The sequence below is a fragment of the Pseudooceanicola onchidii genome (assembly GCF_004959925.1).
Lineage (GTDB): Bacteria > Pseudomonadota > Alphaproteobacteria > Rhodobacterales > Rhodobacteraceae > Pseudooceanicola > Pseudooceanicola onchidii.
This window is the reverse complement of sequence record NZ_SPUW01000001.1, coordinates 391745-410310: the sequence shown is the minus strand read 5'-3', so window position 1 is coordinate 410310 and position 18566 is coordinate 391745. Positions and strand designations below refer to the sequence as shown.

At 65.9% G+C, this 18566-nt stretch carries 17 protein-coding genes; 14 read left to right on the top strand and 3 right to left on the bottom strand.

The annotated features are described in order from the left end of the window. Window positions 1-147 precede the first annotated feature (147 nt). From E4S58_RS01955 to E4S58_RS01925, 7 genes are all read left to right on the top strand, one after another. Complete coding sequence (locus E4S58_RS01955; RefSeq protein WP_136634640.1) at window positions 148-1026, top strand: alpha/beta fold hydrolase; 879 nt, start codon at window positions 148-150, stop codon at window positions 1024-1026. A gap of 99 nt (window positions 1027-1125) precedes the next feature. After that, window positions 1126-1779 (top strand): DUF2461 domain-containing protein, encoded by a 654-nt coding sequence (locus E4S58_RS01950; protein ID WP_136634639.1) that lies wholly within the window; start codon window positions 1126-1128, stop codon window positions 1777-1779. 114 nt (window positions 1780-1893) lie between these two features. Continuing rightward, complete coding sequence (gene parE, locus E4S58_RS01945; RefSeq protein WP_136634638.1) at window positions 1894-3852, top strand: DNA topoisomerase IV subunit B; 1959 nt, start codon at window positions 1894-1896, stop codon at window positions 3850-3852. A 467-nt stretch (window positions 3853-4319) separates the two neighbouring features. After that, on the top strand, window positions 4320-4712 hold the full coding sequence (locus E4S58_RS01940) for a TadE/TadG family type IV pilus assembly protein (RefSeq protein ID WP_136634637.1): 393 nt from the start codon (window positions 4320-4322) through the stop codon (window positions 4710-4712). Window positions 4713-4723: 11 nt separating this feature from the next. Next, the gene (locus tag E4S58_RS01935) at window positions 4724-6010 is read left to right on the top strand and encodes a pilus assembly protein TadG-related protein (protein ID WP_240789431.1); all 1287 of its coding nucleotides are present in this window, start codon (window positions 4724-4726) and stop codon (window positions 6008-6010) included. Between the two features lie 95 nt (window positions 6011-6105). Continuing rightward, window positions 6106-7443 (top strand): proline--tRNA ligase, encoded by a 1338-nt coding sequence (gene proS / locus E4S58_RS01930; RefSeq protein ID WP_136634635.1) that lies wholly within the window; start codon window positions 6106-6108, stop codon window positions 7441-7443. A gap of 5 nt (window positions 7444-7448) precedes the next feature. After that, window positions 7449-8426 (top strand): serine hydrolase domain-containing protein, encoded by a 978-nt coding sequence (locus E4S58_RS01925; RefSeq protein ID WP_136634634.1) that lies wholly within the window; start codon window positions 7449-7451, stop codon window positions 8424-8426. A 9-nt stretch (window positions 8427-8435) separates the two neighbouring features. Here the strand turns inward: E4S58_RS01925 and E4S58_RS01920 are convergent, their stop codons facing one another. Next, window positions 8436-9080: a hypothetical protein gene (locus tag E4S58_RS01920; RefSeq protein WP_136634633.1), complete on the bottom strand. Its 645-nt coding sequence runs from the start codon at window positions 9078-9080 to the stop codon at window positions 8436-8438. A gap of 115 nt (window positions 9081-9195) precedes the next feature. Between E4S58_RS01920 and E4S58_RS01915 the strand changes: the two genes are divergently transcribed. From E4S58_RS01915 to E4S58_RS01905, 3 genes are all read left to right on the top strand, one after another. Beyond that, window positions 9196-10482 (top strand): lipoprotein-releasing ABC transporter permease subunit, encoded by a 1287-nt coding sequence (locus E4S58_RS01915; protein ID WP_136634632.1) that lies wholly within the window; start codon window positions 9196-9198, stop codon window positions 10480-10482. After that, on the top strand, window positions 10475-11158 hold the full coding sequence (locus E4S58_RS01910; protein ID WP_136634631.1) for an ABC transporter ATP-binding protein: 684 nt from the start codon (window positions 10475-10477) through the stop codon (window positions 11156-11158). The genes E4S58_RS01915 and E4S58_RS01910 overlap by 8 nt, the downstream gene beginning before the upstream one ends. Before the next feature lie 132 nt (window positions 11159-11290). After that, window positions 11291-11686, top strand: a complete 396-nt coding sequence (locus E4S58_RS01905; protein WP_136634630.1) for a DoxX family protein — start codon at window positions 11291-11293, stop codon at window positions 11684-11686. Between the two features lie 46 nt (window positions 11687-11732). Here E4S58_RS01905 and E4S58_RS01900 read toward each other — a convergent pair whose 3' ends face one another. Beyond that, window positions 11733-12155 (bottom strand): VOC family protein, encoded by a 423-nt coding sequence (locus tag E4S58_RS01900; RefSeq protein ID WP_136634629.1) that lies wholly within the window; start codon window positions 12153-12155, stop codon window positions 11733-11735. A gap of 294 nt (window positions 12156-12449) precedes the next feature. Between E4S58_RS01900 and E4S58_RS01895 the strand changes: the two genes are divergently transcribed. Genes E4S58_RS01895 through E4S58_RS01885 form a run of 3 tightly spaced genes read left to right on the top strand, consistent with a single transcriptional unit; the run spans window position 12450 to window position 16436 of the window. After that, window positions 12450-13523: an AI-2E family transporter gene (locus tag E4S58_RS01895; protein WP_136634628.1), complete on the top strand. Its 1074-nt coding sequence runs from the start codon at window positions 12450-12452 to the stop codon at window positions 13521-13523. A gap of 3 nt (window positions 13524-13526) precedes the next feature. Continuing rightward, window positions 13527-14207, top strand: a complete 681-nt coding sequence (locus E4S58_RS01890; protein WP_136634627.1) for an HdaA/DnaA family protein — start codon at window positions 13527-13529, stop codon at window positions 14205-14207. Between the two features lie 54 nt (window positions 14208-14261). Further along, on the top strand, window positions 14262-16436 hold the full coding sequence (locus E4S58_RS01885; RefSeq protein WP_136634626.1) for an RNA degradosome polyphosphate kinase: 2175 nt from the start codon (window positions 14262-14264) through the stop codon (window positions 16434-16436). A gap of 17 nt (window positions 16437-16453) precedes the next feature. On the opposite strand, the gene E4S58_RS01880 is transcribed toward E4S58_RS01885, so the two are convergent. Then, the gene (locus tag E4S58_RS01880) at window positions 16454-16867 is read right to left on the bottom strand and encodes a VOC family protein (protein WP_136634625.1); all 414 of its coding nucleotides are present in this window, start codon (window positions 16865-16867) and stop codon (window positions 16454-16456) included. A gap of 138 nt (window positions 16868-17005) precedes the next feature. Here E4S58_RS01880 and E4S58_RS01875 point away from each other — a divergent pair, with 138 nt between their 5' ends. Next, the gene (locus E4S58_RS01875; protein WP_136634624.1) at window positions 17006-18559 is read left to right on the top strand and encodes a Ppx/GppA family phosphatase; all 1554 of its coding nucleotides are present in this window, start codon (window positions 17006-17008) and stop codon (window positions 18557-18559) included. Window positions 18560-18566: the final 7 nt, after the last annotated feature.

Genomic DNA, 18566 nt, shown 5'->3' with positions numbered 1-18566 from the left:
ACACCCCTCCTGACAGCATCCTGTCAGGAACCCGCCGATACTTTGCGATCAACCGGCAAATCACCGCCGCCATTGCGAAATCTGGAAATACAGACTGTTAACCAATTCCGCCTTGCCCCCCCGGGCCATGGCCTGCACGGTGCGGCCATGCGCGAGAGAACGATTCAACTGAACGGCCAAGATTTTCACCTCAGGGAATGGGGTGAGGAAACCGCGCCCGTCCTGCTGATGCTTCATGGCTTCCCGGAATATGGCAGGGCCTGGGAAGGGCTGGCCGGGCGGCTGGGGGATCGCTATCGCTGCATTGCACCCGACCAGCGCGGCTATGGCCAAAGCTATGCCCCGCAAGAGGTCGAGGCCTACAAGCTGGCCGAACTTGTCGGCGACATGGTGGCGCTGATCGACCAGATCGGCGGCCCCGTGACGGTGGTCGGCCACGACTGGGGGTCGGCCGTGGCTTACGGTCTGGCGATGGCGCGGCCCGACCTGGTGGACCGGCTGGTGATCCTGAACGGTGTGCATCCCGGTCCCTTCCAGCGTGCGCTGGCCATGGGGGGAAAGCAGACCGAAGCCTCGCAATACATGACCTTCCTGCGCCGCGACGATGCCGAGGACCGGCTGTCGGCCAACGGGTACGACAAGCTGCGGCGGCTGTTTGCGGAAGACATGGACATGTCCTGGATGACCGAGGACCTGGCGCAGGACTACCTGACGGAATGGTCCCGCCCCGGGCGCCTGACCGGCATGCTCAACTGGTATCGCGCGACCTCGCTTGTCGTGCCGAAGACCGGAGAGCGCGCCGAGGTGCGGCCCTTCCCGACCGACAAGTTCCGCGTGCGGATGCCGCACCTGCTGATCTGGGGGCTGGGTGACACGGCGCTTCTGCCGTCCTCGACCAAGGGGCTCGAGACCTATTGCGACGCGCTGACCCGGGTCGAGATGGACCAGGCCGACCACTGGATCGTGCACCAGCGCCCTGACGAGGTCGCGCAGATCATTCGCGGCTGGTTGGCCACCGCCCCCTAAGTGTTCAGCCCGACGCGCCCGGACGACCCTCTGCGATAGAATACTTGGCCTGACAGGTCATTGCGGCCACAGTGGGGGGACACAGCAGGGGACAGACCCATGGACGCATTCGACCGGCTGATTCCGGAGGCGCAGGATTTCTGCTGCCGCCTGTCCGCGGACAATACCAAGGAATGGTACGACGCGCACAAGGAGGAATACCTGGCGAATCTCAAACGCCCGGCCGAACTGCTGCTTGAGACCCTGGCCCCGCGACTGGGCCAGATGACCGGCGGCAACGTGACGACCAAGCTGTTCCGGATCAACCGCGACCTGCGGTTCGCCAAGGGGATGCCACCCTACAAGGACTACATGCACATGCTGTGGTACGCGCCCTCTGGCGGCGTCGCCCCCCTGGGCTGGTTCTTCGGGATCGAGACGACGACGGTCCGAGTCGGCGCCGGCTTCATGGGCTTCGACGGCGACGCGCTGACCCGCTGGCGCGAAACCATGGCAGGCCCGGCCGGAGAGGACATCGCGGCAGGCCTGAACGCGCAGCTGGATCGCGGCGCCACCATGCGCGAGGCCGCGTTGAAGCGCGTCCCCCCGCCCTACGCGCAGGATCACCCGCAGGCGGATTTCCTCAGGCGCAAGGGGATGGCCCTGTTCCGCACCCTGCCCCGCCCCGAGTCCGACCTGCCCGACGCCCTGATGACCGAGTTCCAGCGCCTCTGGCCCGCGTTCGAGCCGCTGGCAGACGAGCTTTCGCGCTGAATCTCGGGTCATTTCATCGCAATGCGCCGGTGATGGCCTGCGCCGCACCACCAGTGCTTGTGTCCCCGTGGGCTGCTCTGCCATAATGCGGGCCAATCCAGCAAAGAGCAGTCCATGGCAAACGACCTTCTGACGTCCAATGAACCCGAAGCCTATGATGCCTCCTCGATCGAGGTGCTCGAAGGGCTGGAACCGGTGCGCAAGCGTCCCGGCATGTACATCGGCGGCACGGACGAACGCGCGCTGCACCACCTGGTGGCCGAGGTTCTCGACAACTCGATGGACGAAGCGGTGGCGGGGCACGCCAACCGGATCGAGGTCGAGCTGCACGAGGATTATTCGATCACCATCCGCGACAACGGCCGCGGCATGCCCTTTGATCCCCACCCGAAATTCCCCGGCAAATCCGCGCTCGAGGTGATCCTGTGTACCCTGCACGCGGGCGGCAAATTCGGCGGCAAGGCCTACGAGACTTCGGGCGGTCTGCATGGGGTGGGCGCCTCGGTGGTGAACGCGCTGTCGGATTCGCTGATCGTGCAGGTCGCGCGCGACCGCAAGCTGGTGGAACAGCGCTTCTCGCGCGGCATCCCGCTCGGGCCCCTGCAGGAAATCGGCGCGGCGCCCAACCGGCGCGGCACCACCACGACCTTCCACCCCGACGAACAGATCTTTGGCCATCACAAGTTCAAGCCCGCGCGCCTGTTCAAGTCGATCCGGTCCAAGGCCTACCTCTTCTCGGGCGTCGAGATCCGCTGGAAGACCGCCATCGACGACGGCGAAACCCCGACCGAGGCGACCTTCCACTTCCCCGGTGGCCTGGCCGATTACCTGCGCGAAACGATGACCGGCGCGATGACCTATGCCGACAACCCCTTTGCCGGCCGCGTCGATTTCCAGGGCCGCTTCGGCGTGCCCGGCCGGGTCGAATGGGCGATCAACTGGACGCCCGTGCGCGACGGTTTCATCCAGTCCTACTGTAACACCGTGCCGACGCCCGAAGGCGGGACACATGTGGCGGGCTTCTGGGCTGCGATCCTCAAGGGGATCAAGGCCTACGGTGAATTGGTGAACAACCGCAAGGCGGCCCAGATCACCCGCGACGACCTGGTCGCCGGGGGCTGCGCGCTGGTGTCGTGTTTCATCCGCGAGCCGGAATTCGTCGGCCAGACCAAGGACCGGCTGGCCACGGTCGAGGCGCAGCGGCTGGTCGAGAATGCCGTGCGCGACCATTTCGACAACTGGCTGGCGGCGGATACGAAATCGGCGGGTGCGATCCTCGACTACCTTGTCCTGCGGTCCGAAGAACGCCTGCGCCGTCGGCAGGAAAAGGAAACGCAGCGCAAGACCGCAACCAAGAAACTGCGCCTGCCCGGCAAGCTGACCGACTGTTCGGCCACCAACCGCGAGGGAACCGAGCTGTTCATCGTCGAGGGCGACTCGGCCGGCGGGTCGGCCAAGATGGGCCGCGACCGCAAGAAACAGGCGCTGCTGCCGCTGAAAGGCAAGATCCTGAACGTGCTGGGCGCGGCGTCGTCCAAGATCGGCACCAACCAGGAAATCAGCGACCTCTGCCAGGCCATGGGCGTCGGCATGGGGACCAAGTTCAACATCGACGACCTGCGCTATGACAAGATCATCATCATGACCGACGCGGACGTCGACGGGGCGCATATCGCCTCGCTCCTGATGACCTTCTTCTTCAGCCAGATGCGGCCGCTGATCGACAAGGGGCACCTCTATCTCGCCTGTCCGCCGCTGTTCCGTCTGACCCAGGGCGCCAAGCGCATTTATGTCCAGGACGAGGCCGAGCGTGACGAATGGCTGGCCAAGGGTCTGGGCGGCAAGGGCAAGATCGAGGTCTCGCGCTTCAAGGGTCTGGGCGAAATGGACGCCAAGGACCTGAAGGAAACGACGATGGACCCGACGACGCGCAAACTGATCCGCGTGACGGTGGACGAGGACGCGCCGGGCGAAACCGGCGATCTGGTCGAACGCCTGATGGGCAAGAAGCCCGAACTGCGGTTCCAGTACATCCAGGAAAACGCGCGGTTTGCCGAGGATTTGGATGTCTAGGTCCGGCGGACGCCCTGCGCGAGTCACGACTCTGACGGAGGGAAATCCCTGCACATCACACCGCCCCGACCATCGGCCGGGGCGGTTTCGTTTGTCGGACGCCACGCCGGGCCGCTGCCCGGGCGCGCGCCAGACACCGCGCAGTGAATCCACGGCAATTGCCACGCCACAAATGGGGCACCCGATCCCAGCCGTCCATTGTCCGCGGCCGACGGTTGCCGCAATCCCGCCCGATTGCCCGAGAATCGCCCTGCACCCCTGACGCCGAAACGCGTCACGCACCCGCCGCAATCGCGTTACGGCACAAAGGTTACTTCCCCGGCTTAACCTTCCATTAACCAGAAACAATTCCCTCCAATTTCTTGCGTAAGTCTTAAGGCGCGCGTCTTTCCGCCACCCTTGCGCCTTTTTTCGCAACGACTCTGGCAGCCTTGGAAACGGGCGAAGAACGTCCGGGGGACCTGGGAATGAAACAACTGCTCAAGCGCTTCCGCACCTCGGAAGAGGGGTCGGCGACCATCGAAACCCTGATCTGGCTGCCCATCTTCGTGTGGGTGCTGGTCATGATCCTCAACACCACGCTGGTGCTGTTCCAGAAGAACCAGGCCTTCAGGGTCGTGCAGAACGCGAACCGGATCCTGTCGACCGGATACATGCAGACCGCCGATCAGACGCGCAGCTACATCGCCGACAAGATCGCCACCTTCGCCCCCGAGGCGTTGGTGACGACCAGCATCGACGACGGGGTCGTGACCTCTTCGGTCAGCTACCGGGTGTCGACGCTGTTCATGCCGCATGTGGTCGACGACCTGATGGACATCACCATCAACATCTCGTCCCAGCACTTCATGGAGTACTGAGGATGCGCCGCTTGCTTCGCCTTGGACGGGACGATCGCGGCAGCATCACGCTTCTGTCGCTGTACCTGCTGGCCGGGATCCTGGCCGTCAGTGCGCTCGCGGTGGACTTCAGCCACCTTCTGGCCGCGCGCAACCAGTTGCAGGTCGCGGCGGATGCGGCGGCCCATGCGGCGCTGTATCATCGCGAACGCAATTCGGCGAGCTCGGCCAAGATCAAGGCGGTCGAACTGGCCCAGCATTCGATGCCGCAGGCCTCCTACGGGGCCGTGCTGCGCACCGAGGATGTCGAATTCGGATACTGGGACTACGCGACCAGGACCTTCACGCCGAACCCCTATTCGATGTCGGCCGTGCGGGTCCGGCCGGGGCGCACGGCGGCGCGCGGCAATTCGGTGGCGGCCTACCTGTTCCGGATGATCGACCGGCCCTTCTGGGACCTGTCGGCGCAGGCGATCTTCGTCGCCTTCGAACCGCCCTGCTTCCGCGAAGGCTTCATCGGCGAGGACGTGGTCGACATCCAATCGAACAACGGGTTCGAAAACGGCTTCTGCGTGCATTCCAACCGCTATGTCTCGGTCAACTCGAACAACACCTGGGAGGCGGGCACGGTCGTGTCGATGCCCGATTCCAGCGAAATCGACCTGCCCCGCTCGGGCTTCGTGACCAACGAAGGCCTGCAGGCGGCATTGCGCAACGGGTACTACCGCCTGCGCGTGCTGGGCCAGATCGACCGGATCTACGACGATCTGTACCTCGCCTCGGGCGCCTTCCTGCCCGACTATATCTCGGGTGCGGCGCCGGTCGTGCTGACGGACTGGAAGCTTGACGCATCCGACTTTGTGCCGGGGCGGGTGCACCGGGTCAGCTGCAGCAACCACGACATCCAGATCACCGCCGGCACCGTTCTGCAATACGTGGTCATCGTCACCGACTGTCCGGTGAAGTTCGGCAATGGCGTGACGCTTGAAGACAGCGTGGTCTTCAGCCGGTCGACCGACAACAAAAGCATCTATGCGGCCTCTTCGCTTCAGATCGGCAAGAACGACAACTGTGCCGAAGGGGGTGGCGCGCAGATCATCACCTACGGCGGCATGGACGTGCCCAGTGACCTGCGGTTCTTCGGCGGCCAGGTGATCGCGAAAAAGGCCGTGTCCTTCGCGGCCAACGCGGGCGGCATCCAGGGGGCCTCGATCATCTCGGGCAGCACGATCTCGGGGACGTCGAACATGACCATGGGATTCTGCGGCGCGGGGATGGAAGACAACTTCGAGGTGCCCTACTTCCGGCTCGCCTACTGAACGCGGGATGGCGGTGCGCCGGGACGCGCCGCCCCTTGTCTCACACATGCCGCGCCAGTAAACCGCTTGGGAATGCCGATCCAAAGGACACCCCCATGCGCCTGAGCCGCTACTTCCTGCCCGTTCTCAAGGAAACCCCCGCCGACGCCCAGATCGTCAGCCACCGCTACATGCTGCGCGCCGGCATGATCCGCCAGCAGTCGGCCGGCATCTATTCCTGGCTGCCTCTCGGCTTCAAGGTCCTGCGCAAGATCGAGAACATCGTGCACGAGGAACAGCAGCGCGTCGGCCACATCCCGATGCTGATGCCGACGCTGCAATCAGCCGATCTCTGGCGCCAGTCCGGCCGCTATGACGCCTACGGCCCCGAGATGCTGCGCATCAAGGACCGCCACGACCGCGAGATGCTGTACGGCCCGACGAACGAGGAAATGATCACCGAGATCGTCGCCAACTACGTCACCTCCTACAAGGCGCTGCCGCTGACGCTCTACCACATCCAGTGGAAATTCCGTGACGAGGTCCGCCCCCGCTTCGGCGTCATGCGCGGCCGCGAATTCCTGATGAAGGACGGCTACAACTTCGACCTGACGAAGGAAGACGCGCTGCACGCCTACAACCGCCACCTGGTCAGCTACCTGCGCACCTATGAACGCATGGGCCTTCAGGCGATCCCGATGCGGGCCGACAGCGGCCCGATCGGCGGCGATTACACCCATGAATTCCTCGTGCTGGCCGACACCGGCGAGTCGGAGGTCTTCTACGACAGCGCGATCACCGACCTGACCTTCGGCGACCGCGAGGTCGACCCGAACGACAAGGCCCAGTGCCAGGCCGTGCTGGAAGAGTTCACCTCGCGCTATGCCCGCACCGACGAAACCCATGACGAAGCCGTCTTCAACGAGATCCCGGAAGAGCGGCGCCGCTCGGCCCGGGGGATCGAGGTCGGCCAGATCTTCTATTTCGGCACCGAGTATTCGGAAAAGATGGGCGCCTACGTCCAGACCGCCGAGGGCGAGAAAGCCCCGCTGCACATGGGTTCGCACGGGATCGGCGTGTCGCGTCTGCTGGGCGCGATCATCGAGGCCAGCCATGACGACAAGGGCATCATCTGGCCCGAGGGCGTGACCCCCTTCCACGTCGGCATCGTGAACCTCAAGCAGGGCGATGACGAGGCGGACGCGGCGTGCCAGTCGCTCTATGACGCCTTCACCGCGCTCGGGCTTGAACCGCTGTACGACGACCGCGACGAACGCGCGGGCGGCAAGTTCGCGACGATGGACCTGATCGGCCTGCCTTGGCGGATCACCGTCGGCCCGCGCGGGCTCAAGAACGGGGTGGTCGAACTGACCTCGCGCCGCACCGGCGAAAGCGAGGAACTGTCGCCCGAAGAGGCCGTCAAACGCGTCGCGGCGATCTACGCCGCGCTCTGATCGCGATGCTGCGTCTGGTCCTTGTCCTCGCTCTGACCGCCACGGTCGCCCGAAGCGAGGGCTTGGCGGACGCCGCAGCCATGGACAGGGTTCCGGCCTTCGAGGCGGCCTTTGACGGCTGGCTCGATCAGGTCGGTGCCCGGACCGGCGTCCTCGCCCTGCGCTACAACGGCCAGCCTGTCGCCACGTGGGCGCGCGGGCGCGATGCCGATGATCCGGTCCCCCTTGCCTCGCTGTCGAAAGCCATCACTGCCACCTGCATCGCCGCACTGGTCGACGAAGGGCGCCTTGCCTACGACAGCCGCGCAGGTGCGGTGCTGGACCTGCCCGATGCCGCCCCCGTCACCATCGGTGACCTGCTGAGCCATGCGACCGGGCTGCAGAAGGACTATACCCAGGGCCCGATGGCCTTCTGGAAGGATCGGCCAGACCCGAGGTGGGCAGAAATCACCCCCCGCGCACTGGATCCCGCCCGGCTGACGGGTGGGCGAAGCTATTACTATTCCAACGAAAACTATGCCGTCCTTGGCACGGTGATCGAAGCCGTTGCCGGTATGCCCTACACCGACGCCTGCCGGGCCCGCGTGCTGGATCCCGTCGGCGTGTCCGGCGCACCGTCGGATCGCTTCGCGGCCTACATGCCCTGGGGCGGCTGGCAGATGACCATGGGCGACTATGCCCGGTTCGTCGATCATGCCTTCGGCCCCGGCGGCGTTCTGACCGACCGCCTGGCCACCCTGCCCGAGGTCGTGATCGACGGCCCCGTCCGCTATGGCATGGGGATGATCCAGCGCGACATGGGGGACGGCCGGAATGTCTGGCATTTCGGCGCGCTCTGCTTCCTCGACGGTCCGAACCTTGGCAGCTACGCCGTGCACTGGCGCTCTGGCTGGACGCTGACCGCCTGGTACGACGCCTGCATCACCGGGCAGGAGATGGCCGACCTGGATCGCACCATGGTGCAGATCGCCTACGCGCCCTGACGGCGCACCTCATCCCGATCGCACCGCCTCGGCTTCTTCTCGCAGGGCGGTGTCCAGCCGCGCCGACAGAGCCCGGCGGGCGCGGCGGCTGCGGATCTGCCGGGTCTGGCTTTGCGTTGGCAGGAACCTGCGGCGGTCGCCGTCGTGATGCACGCCGAACACCCGCTGCCCGGCCACGAGATGCCGGTCAAAGGTGCCTTCTGCGACGGCGGTGATCGTCACCTGATCGACCTCGTCCATCCGATCCGCGCAGCCCATGTCGGCCAGCGCAACATCCAGCAGATCGCCAAGCGCCCCGATATCGCGGGTTTCCGCACTGTTCAGCGGACCCTGACGGGACTGGCTGACCGCCTGATCCTCGGCCAGGCCGTCCGACCCGGTCAGGCTGTCGGTGACCATGGCGCGACGCAACTGACCGCCGATGCGCGGTTCGACCATCACGGCCGAGACATAGATCGGCTCGGCCCCCATGTTGCCGACCAGCAGATGCCCCCGGTCGTGGTTGCCCGCGACCCGGTTGATCAGGATGTTCGACCGTCTCTGCCGTCGGAAACTGACGACGAAGACCTGCAGATAGACGACCCAGACAAGCGCCGTGACGATCTGCACCCCGGCCGAGATCAGGGTGGCGTGGCTTTCGATCCAATCCAGCATGGCGGCTCCTTTCCCGGTCACAACGGCGTGGCCCGGCCAAAGGTCCATCCGATCTTCGCTTGACCTGACGGTCGTCGCGCCGCACATCTCCTCCGACCGCGCAACAGGAGCCCCCATGCAGGCCAGCCCGCCCCCCTTTGCCCCGTTCGAATGGATGATCGCCTGGCGCTACCTGCGGGCCCGCCGGGCCGAAGGCGGCGTGTCGGTGATGACCTGGATCAGCCTGATCGGCATCGCGCTGGCGGTGGCCGCGCTGATCATCACGCTGGCCGTCCGGGCCGGGTTCCGCGCCGAATTTGTCGACACGATCCTTGGGGCCAATGCCCATGTCACCGTCTACAACGCCGGGGCGCCGGATGCGAACGGCCGCCTGGACCGGACGATCGCCGATTACACCGAGATGGCCGACCGCATCGCGCAGGTGCCGGGCGTCACCCATGCCGCGCCGCTGATCAAGGGGCAGGTCATGGCCTCGGCGCAGGGAAACACCGCCGGGGTGCAGGTCTATGGCATCGCCGCCGATGACCTGGCCGACATTCCCCGGATCGTGAACCCCGAGACATCGCAGGGCGACCTGGCCCGGTTCGACGACGGCATCGCCCTGGGGTCGGGCGTGGCGCGCGACCTGAACCTGACGATCGGCGACCGGATCAAGCTGATCTCGCCCGACGGGGTCAAAACGGCCTTCGGCACCAGCCCCCGCGTCAAGACCTACGAGATCACCTATATCTTCACCGCCGGGCGCTACGACATCGACCAGACCCGCGTCTACATGCCCTTCACCGAGGCGCAGAGCTATTTCAACCGCGAGAATGCCGCGGACGAGATCGAGGTGATGGTCGAAGACCCGGAGGGTGTCGACGCCATGGCCCTGCCGCTGTTGCAGGCCGCGGGCGACCGGGCGCTGATCTGGACCTGGCGGGATGCTTCGGGGTCGTTCCTGCGGGCGCTGGATATCGAGGACAACGTGATGTTCATCATCCTGTCGGTGCTGGTGCTGATCGCCTCGATGAACATCGTCTCGGGGCTGATCATGCTGGTGAAGAACAAGGGCCGCGACATCGGCATCCTGCGCACCATGGGGCTGACGGAAAGCTCGGTCCTGCGGGTGTTCTTCCTCTGCGGCGCGTCAACCGGGCTGATCGGCACCGCGCTTGGCCTGATCCTTGGTTGTCTTTTCGCGATCTACATCGACCCGATCTTCGCGCTGGTCGACCGGATGTCGGGCGGCGGCGTCTGGGATCCGTCCATTCGCGGAATCTATGCCTTGCCGGCCAAACTTCAGGTGGGCGACGTGGTGTCGTCCATCGCGTTGTCGCTTGGCCTGTCTTTCATCATCACGATCTTTCCCGCGCGCCGCGCCGCACGGATGAACCCGGTGGAGGCGCTGCGCTATGAGTGACATCGCACTTGAACTGTCGGGGATCGAAAAGGTCTACAACCGGGGCAAGGCGGGCGAGGTGCAGGTTCTGCGTGGCATCGACCTGACCCTCAAGGCAGGCGAGGCCGTGGCCCTTGTCGCGCCTTCGGGGGCGGGCAAATCGACGCTGCTGCACATCGCGGGGCTGCTGGATCAGCCCGACACCGGCACGGTGCGCATCGGCGGAGAGGCCATGCACGACCAGCCCGACCGCCGCCGCACCGCCGTGCGCCGCGACCAGGTGGGCTTCGTCTACCAGTTCCACCACCTGCTGCCGGAATTCTCGGCCGAGGAAAACATCGTGCTGCCACAGCTGGCCAATGGCGTTGCGCGGGCCCCCGCGCGGGCGCGGGCGACGGATCTGCTGGGCTCCGTCGGCGTGTCGGACCGCGCAGGGCACCGGCCCGCCGCGCTGTCGGGCGGGGAACAGCAGCGGGTCGCCTTCTGCCGCGCGCTGGCCAACAGCCCGCGCGTGTTGCTGGCGGATGAACCGACCGGCAACCTGGATCCTGAAACCTCGGACCGGGTGTTCGGGGCGATGATGGACCTGGTGCGCCAGACCGGGCTTGCCGCGCTGGTCGCCACCCATAACATGGAGCTCGCCGCGCGCATGGACCGGGTGGTGCGGCTTGAAGCCGGACAGCTGGTAACCGGCTGATAAAGCAGATGTGACCGGGCGTTGATTGCCACGGTCAACTAAATCACCCAACTGGCAAGACAAGCCAGCCTGCGTCGTTCCGGCGCAGGCCCAGCCAGCTTGATCCTTGCCAACCTGAAAGGCCCTTTCCTGATGACCTCTTCCCTGACGGCCCACGCGCCCAAGATGCTCAGCGTGCTGCGCATCGTCTCTGCCCTGATCTTCTTTGCCCATGGCACGCAGAAGATCCTTGGCTTCCCCGCGTCCGAGATGAACCCGGCCGCCTTTTCGCTGCCTTGGATCGCCGGAATGCTTGAACTTTTCGGTGGCGCCCTGCTGATCGTCGGGTTGTTCACCCGTCCGGTGGCCTTCGTGCTGTCGGGCCTGATGGCGGCGGCCTACTGGATGGCCCACGCGCCGCAAAGCCCCTTCCCCGCGCTGAACGGCGGCGATGCGGCGATCCTGTATTGCTTTGTCTTCCTCTACTTCGTCTTCTCGGGCCCCGGCGTCTGGAGCGTCGATGCCATGCGCAGCAAGTCGACCGACTAGGCGCCAACCTCGTTGGCGGTGCGTGCAAGCACGCACCCTACCGACCTCAGGCCTCGGGCAGCATCTCGGGGTTCCAGCAGATCTCCCACAGGTGGCCGTCGGGGTCGGTGAAATACCCCGCGTAGCCGCCGTAGAAGGTGTCGGACGGACGGCGGATGATCCCGGCCCCGGCGGCCTCGGCCTCGGCCAGGACCGCGTCGACCTCGGCCTTCGTCAGGACGTTCTGGGCGACGCTCAGCGCCGTCGTGCTGATCGGGGTCGCGGGCAGGCCCGTGTCATGCGCAAGATCCACCTGTGCCCAAAGCGCCAGCTTCATTCCGCCCGCAAGATCGAAGAAGGCGACGGCGCCATGGTCAAATTCCTGACCGATGATGCCGTCGGTCGGCAGGCCAAGCCCGTCCCGGTAGAAGGCGACCGAGCGGGCAAGATCGCTGACGGCCAGTGTAAGAACGGTAATCCGGGGTTTCATGTCGAGACTCCAAGCTATCGGCCCCCGCAGGATGCGCGGGCCAGAACAGTCTTGGGCCGACGCAGACCGCCGGAAGGACCCGCATCGCGGGGGCCGGGCCAACCGTCCCGAACCTAACCTGTTTCAGACAGCCCACGGCTACCTGCCGGGCCCGGCGGGGTCAATGGGGCAGCAATTGCGCCCAGCCCCTTGACCCCGCTGCCCGGCAAGGCCACTTGATCCTCAAGGCCCAAGCGGCAAGACTTGCCCGCGACGGGCACGCGGTGCCCGCGCCGCAAACGGGAAGGATCATGCATGGCATTGCCGGTCAGGCAGCAGCTCAAGTACTGGGGGATCGCCGCGGCGGTCTTTTTTGTGGCGCTCTGGTGGCTGGGCGACGTGATCCTGCCCTTCGTGCTGGGTGGGGCGGTGGCCTATTTCCTGGATCCCGTCGCGGACCGGCTTGAACGCCTGGGCGCCAGCCGGGCGCTGGCCACGGCGATCATCACGCTTGGCGCCATCCTGATCTTCGTCCTGCTGGCACTGCTGGTGGTGCCGACGCTGATCAACCAGGCGGTGGCGCTGTTCGACACCGCGCCCAAGGTGCTGCAGAACCTGCAGGCGTTCCTGACCGCGAAATTCCCCGAACTGCTGGACCAGGGATCGACCCTGCGCCAGTCGCTGACGGCCGTGGGCGAAACGATCCAGTCCAAGGGCGGGCAGCTTCTGCAGACGGCGCTGACCTCGGTCGGGTCGCTGCTGAACGTGGTGATGCTGTTCGTGATCGTGCCCGTGGTCGCCTTCTACCTGCTGTTCGACTGGGACCGCATGGTCGCCAAGATCGACGACCTGCTGCCGCGCGACCACGCCCCGACGATCCGGCAGCTGGCCCGCGAAATCGACAGCACCCTGGCGTCCTTCATCCGTGGCATGGGCACCGTCTGCCTGATCCTCGGCACCTATTACGCGGTGGCGCTGATGCTCGTGGGGCTGCAGTTCGGCCTCGTGGTCGGGGCCTTCGCGGGGCTGATCACCTTCATTCCCTACGTCGGGGCACTTCTGGGCGGGGCACTGGCGATCGGTCTGGCGCTGTTCCAGTTCTGGGGCGACTGGGTGTCGATCGGGCTGGTCGCGGGCATCTTCGTGCTGGGCCAGGTGATCGAAGGCAACGTGCTGACGCCCAAGCTGGTCGGCAATTCGGTCGGGCTGCACCCGGTCTGGCTGATCTTCGCCCTGTCGGTCTTCGGGTCGCTCTTCGGCTTCGTGGGGATGCTGGTCGCGGTGCCGGTGGCGGCGGCGATCGGCGTGGTGATGCGGTTTATCATCTCGCGCTACAAGGACAGTCGGCTGTATCGTGGGCTCGACACCCCCTATTCCGACGCCGAGTGATCGATGCCAGATCCGCTTCCCCTGACCCACCCCCGCATCGCGGGGCTTGGCCGCAGTGATTTCATCATCGCGCCGTCCAATGCCGTCGCGCTGGCGATGCTGGACGGCTGGGCCAGCTGGCCGCGCGGCAAGCTGGTGCTGACCGGACCCGCGGGCGCGGGCAAGACCCACCTGGCGCATATCTGGGCCGAGGACACGGGCGCAGGCATCGTGCCGGGCACAGGCCTTGCCGCGCGGGACATCCCCGCGCTGGCCGCCGGTCCACTGGTGGTCGAAGACGTCGACGACATCACCGACCCCGCCGATGAAGAGGCGCTGTTTCACCTGCACAACCTGATGCTGGTCGAAGGGCACCCGCTGTTGCTGACGGGCGCGCGGGCGGTGGCGGGATGGCCCCTGACCCTGCCGGACCTGCGGTCACGCCTGCAGCAGGCGCAGTCCGCCGTGCTCGAGGCGCCGGACGATGCGCTGCTGGCAACCCTGCTGGCCAAACTGTTCGTCGAACGCCAGTTGCAGGTGCCCCGGGCCGTGATCGACTATCTGATCCGCCGGATGGATCGCAGCTTTGACGGCGCGCGGCGACTGGTGGCGGCGCTGGATCAGGCATCGCTGGCGCAGACCCGCGCAATCACCACGCGGCTTGCCGCCGAAGTCATGGACAAGCAAGAGGCCCGAGAGTCATAAATCTGTCTTACGCTTCCCATATTGGGACAGTCCCAACCCTTTGAAACCAAGACGATGACCAACGCCGATTTCCTCCATTCCGACATTCCCGCCCCGCAGGTCCTTGAAGACGCGCAGCTGACCGGCCCCGGCCGATTTGTGAACCGCGAACTGTCCTGGCTTGGCTTCAACTGGCGGGTGCTGGAGGAGGCCGAGAACCCCCGGGTTCCCCTGCTGGAACGCCTTCGGTTCCTGTCGATCAGCGCCACCAACCTTGACGAATTCTATACCGTGCGCGTCGCGGGCCTGCGCGAACTGGTGCGCGAGGGCAACCAGACCCCTGCCGCCGACGGGCTGACCCCGGCCGAACAGCTGCGCCTGATCGACGCCGACGCCCGGGCGCTAATGCTGCGGCAGCAGGACATGCTGGACAAGCTGCAGGCTGAAATGCGGCAGGCCGGCCTGTCGATCCTGGGCCAGGACGAACTGACCGAAGACGACAAGGCCTTCCTGGCGGATGTGTTCCTTTACCGCGTCTTCCCGGTGCTGTCGCCGCTGGCCGTGGATCCCGCGCACCCGTTCCCGTTTATTCCGAACACCGGATTTTCGTTCGCGCTGATGTTGGAACGCAAGCGTGACGGGCGGGTGTTGCAGGCCCTTCTGCCCATCCCGCACCAGATCGACCGGTTCATCCGCCTGCCGACCGAAGGCACCGCGTATCGCTTTCTGCCGCTGGAAGAACTGCTGCTGCTGAACATCGAACAGCTGTTTCCCGGCTATCGCACCACCGGTTTCTGCACCTTCCGCGTGCTGCGCGACAGCGATCTCGAGGTCGAGGAAGAGGCCGAGGACCTGGTGCGCGAATTCGAAACCGCGCTCAAACGGCGTCGCCGGGGCGAGGTCGTGCGGATGAAGATCTCGGCCAATGCCCCCGCCGCGCTGCGCAACATCATCATGCGCGAACTGCACGTGCGCGAGGAAGAGGTGATCGAGGTCGACGGCATCATCGGGATCTCGGACCTGAAGGAACTGGTGATCGACGAACGGCCCGACCTTCTGTGGCCGCAGTTCACGCCGCGCGTGCCCGAACGGGTGCAGGACCACGAAGGCGACATGTTCGCGGCGATCCGCCAGAAGGACATGCTGCTGCACCACCCGTATGAGACCTTTGACATGGTGGTGCGGTTCCTGGATCAGGCGGCGCATGACCCGGACGTGGTGGCGATCAAGCAGACGCTGTACCGGACGTCCAAGAATTCGCCGATCGTCGATGCGCTGTGCGAGGCGGCGGAGGACGGCAAATCCGTCACCGCGCTGGTCGAACTGAAGGCGCGCTTTGACGAGGCCGCGAACATCCGCCAGTCGCGGCGACTGGAACGATCCGGCGCGCATGTGGTCTATGGCTTCGTCGACTGGAAGACCCACGCCAAGATTTCCACCGTGGTGCGGCGCGAAGGCGATCAGCTGGTCACCTACACCCACTACGGCACCGGTAATTATCACCCGATCACGGCGCGGATCTACACCGACCTCAGCTTCTTCACCTGCGATGCCAAGCTGGGGCGCGATGCGACGAAGGTCTTCAACTACCTCTCGGGCTACGCCCAGCCGGAGGTGCTGGAAAACCTTCAGATCTCGCCGCACCGCATGAAGGACTTCCTGCTCGAACAGTTCGAGGCCGAGGCCGAGCACGCCCGCGCGGGCCGCCCGGCGCAGATCTGGGCCAAGATGAATTCGCTGATCGAGCCTGACATCATCGACGGGCTTTACCGGGCATCACAGGCGGGCGTGAAGATCGACCTGGTGATCCGCGGCATCTGCGGCATCCGGCCCGGCGTGAAGGGACTGTCGGAAAACATCCGCGTGAAATCCATCGTGGGCCGGTTCCTGGAACACAGCCGGATCGTCTGTTTCGGCAATGGCCACGGGTTGCCGTCCAAGGGATCGCGGGTGTTCATCTCCTCGGCCGATTGGATGGGCCGCAACCTGAACCGCCGGGTCGAGACACTGGTCGAAATCACCAACGCCACCGTGAAGGCGCAGATCGTCAGCCAGATCATGGCGGCGAACCTTGCCGATCAGGCGCAAAGCTGGGTGATGCAGCCCGACGGCCATTTCGCCCGCGCGGTCGTCCCCGAGGGGCAGTTCGCCTTCAACTGCCACCGGTTCTTCATGGAAAACCCGTCACTGTCGGGCCGGGGATCCGCCGGGGCCAAGGACGTGCCGCAGCTGACGCACGAGGCGGACTGAGCCCCGCGCGCGCCAAGTCACCCCGCCGCCTGTCCGATCATCCAGCGCACGCCGAAGCGGTCGGTCAGCATCCCGAAAAGCGGCGCCCAGAACATCGGCGACAGGGGCATGCGCACCTCTCCGCCCTGGGCCAGGGCATCGAAGACCCGGCGCGCCTCGGCCTCGGTCGGGAAGTCGAGGCTCAGGTTCACGCCGGCCATGGCGGTCGTCGGATCCGGATCGTCCGAGGCATAGATCCACCCCTCTCCCACGGCCAGCGCCGCGTGCATGACCGCATCGGGATTGAAATCGCCCGCCCCCGCGCGGGCCTCGGCGGGCATCTCGCCCATGGTCATGATCCGAAGACTGTCCGGCGTTCCGAAGAGCCCCGCGTAGAAGGTCATCGCCTCGCGGCAGCTGCCGGGAAAGAAAATGTAAGGAATGGGTTGCATGGGGTCCTCCTGCATCGGAAGGCAGCTTGCCAGACAGCTGACCAAGCGTCACCCCCGATCCTGCGCGGCCCCGGCGCAGGTTGACGTGCCGCACATGCGCTGCAATTAAGAGGAACGATCAACCGCAGGCCGAAGACCATGGATGGCACCTCCGACCCGGGCATTGGCGACGACCACGACTGGGGCCCGTTTCAGCGGCCACTCTTCGCCGACCCCTCCGTCCGCCACCTGAGCCGCGTTGGCGTGGTCGATGTCGGATCGAACTCGGTCCGGCTTGTCGTGTTTGACGGCGCGGCCCGAAGCCCCGCCTATTTCTACAACGAAAAGATCATGTGCGCCCTGGGCGCGGGCCTGTCGGACACCGGCCGCCTGAACCCCGAGGGGCGCAAGCGCGCGCTGGCCGCGCTGCACCGGTTCCAGCTTCTGGCCCATGGCATGGACGCGACGCCGCTGACCGCCGTGGCCACCGCCGCCGTGCGCGACGCGGAAGACGGACCCGAATTCGTGGCCGAGGTCGAACGCCTGACCGGGCTGAAGATCCAGGTCATCCCCGGCGAGGAAGAGGCGCGGCTGTCGGCGCAGGGCGTCATGCTGGGCTGGCCCGGCAGTTATGGCCTTGTCTGCGACATCGGCGGGTCCTCGATGGAGCTGGCCGAGATCAAGGGCGGCCAGGTCGGGCGGCGCGTGACTTCTCCGCTCGGGCCGCTGAAACTGCGCGAGGTGCCGGGCGGGCGCAAGGGCCGCCGCGCCTTCATCAAGGAACAGGTGTCGAAACTGGCCGCGGAAATGGGCGCGCAGCGCGACCGCCTGTTCCTGGTCGGCGGATCGTGGCGGGCCATCGCCCGGATCGACATGGATCGCCTGAACTATCCGCTGCACGTGCTGCATGAATACCGCATGTCGCCCAAGGCCGTGCGCGCCACCACCAAGTACATCCGCGAGGAAGACCTGGCGGCCCTGCGCGCGCGCTGTTCGATCTCCTCGGCGCGGATGGACCTGGTGCCCTTCGCCTCCGAGGTCCTGTCCGAGGTCGTGACCGCCTTCCGCCCGCATGACATCGCCGTGTCCTCCTACGGGATCCGCGAGGGGATGCTGTACCAGCAGATGCCACAGGCCCTGCGCGACCGCGATCCCCTGATCGAGGCCTGCCGCTTTGCCGAGGCCAAGGATGCGCGGATGCCCGGATTTGGCCGGACGCTCTACAATTTCATCCTGCCGATCTTCAAATCCGCCAAGCCCGAGAAAAAGCGCATCATCCGCGCCGCCTGCCTGCTGCATGACGTGACCTGGCGGGCGCACCCCGACTACCGCGCCGAGGTCTGTTTCGACAACGCGACCCGCGCCAACCTGGGCGGGCTGAAGCATTCCGAACGGATCTTCCTCGGTCTCGCCCTGTTGCACCGCTATCGCAACAAGCGCGAGGGGACGTCTTTCGAAGGGCTCTACCCCTTCCTCGATCCCGTCGAACAGCAACAGGCCGAGGTCGTCGGCAAGGCCATGCGCTTCGGCGCAATGCTCTGGCTGGAACGCGACACGATCCCCGGTGAATTCCGCTGGTTCCCGAAGAAAAAGGTGCTGGAACTTCGCGTCACCGAAGCCGCCTGGCCGCTGCTGGGCGAGGTGGCCATGGCGCGGCTGAAATCGCTGGCCTCGTCGCTGAACGCCGAACTGGACGTCAGCATGATGCGGTGAGGGCCGA

Coding starts and splice junctions, on each gene's coding strand:
- E4S58_RS01905 (WP_136634630.1), top strand. CDS start 11,291: ATGACCTCTTCCCTGACGGCCCACGCGCCCAAGATGCTCAGCGTGCTG.
- E4S58_RS01915 (WP_136634632.1), top strand. CDS start 9,196: ATGCAGGCCAGCCCGCCCCCCTTTGCCCCGTTCGAATGGATGATCGCC.
- proS (WP_136634635.1), top strand. CDS start 6,106: ATGCGCCTGAGCCGCTACTTCCTGCCCGTTCTCAAGGAAACCCCCGCC.
- E4S58_RS01925 (WP_136634634.1), top strand. CDS start 7,449: ATGCTGCGTCTGGTCCTTGTCCTCGCTCTGACCGCCACGGTCGCCCGA.
- parE (WP_136634638.1), top strand. CDS start 1,894: ATGGCAAACGACCTTCTGACGTCCAATGAACCCGAAGCCTATGATGCC.
- E4S58_RS01955 (WP_136634640.1), top strand. CDS start 148: ATGCGCGAGAGAACGATTCAACTGAACGGCCAAGATTTTCACCTCAGG.
- E4S58_RS01910 (WP_136634631.1), top strand. CDS start 10,475: ATGAGTGACATCGCACTTGAACTGTCGGGGATCGAAAAGGTCTACAAC.
- E4S58_RS01900 (WP_136634629.1), bottom strand. CDS start 12,155: ATGAAACCCCGGATTACCGTTCTTACACTGGCCGTCAGCGATCTTGCC.
- E4S58_RS01950 (WP_136634639.1), top strand. CDS start 1,126: ATGGACGCATTCGACCGGCTGATTCCGGAGGCGCAGGATTTCTGCTGC.
- E4S58_RS01940 (WP_136634637.1), top strand. CDS start 4,320: ATGAAACAACTGCTCAAGCGCTTCCGCACCTCGGAAGAGGGGTCGGCG.
- E4S58_RS01895 (WP_136634628.1), top strand. CDS start 12,450: ATGGCATTGCCGGTCAGGCAGCAGCTCAAGTACTGGGGGATCGCCGCG.
- E4S58_RS01875 (WP_136634624.1), top strand. CDS start 17,006: ATGGATGGCACCTCCGACCCGGGCATTGGCGACGACCACGACTGGGGC.
- E4S58_RS01890 (WP_136634627.1), top strand. CDS start 13,527: ATGCCAGATCCGCTTCCCCTGACCCACCCCCGCATCGCGGGGCTTGGC.
- E4S58_RS01885 (WP_136634626.1), top strand. CDS start 14,262: ATGACCAACGCCGATTTCCTCCATTCCGACATTCCCGCCCCGCAGGTC.
- E4S58_RS01880 (WP_136634625.1), bottom strand. CDS start 16,867: ATGCAACCCATTCCTTACATTTTCTTTCCCGGCAGCTGCCGCGAGGCG.
- E4S58_RS01920 (WP_136634633.1), bottom strand. CDS start 9,080: ATGCTGGATTGGATCGAAAGCCACGCCACCCTGATCTCGGCCGGGGTG.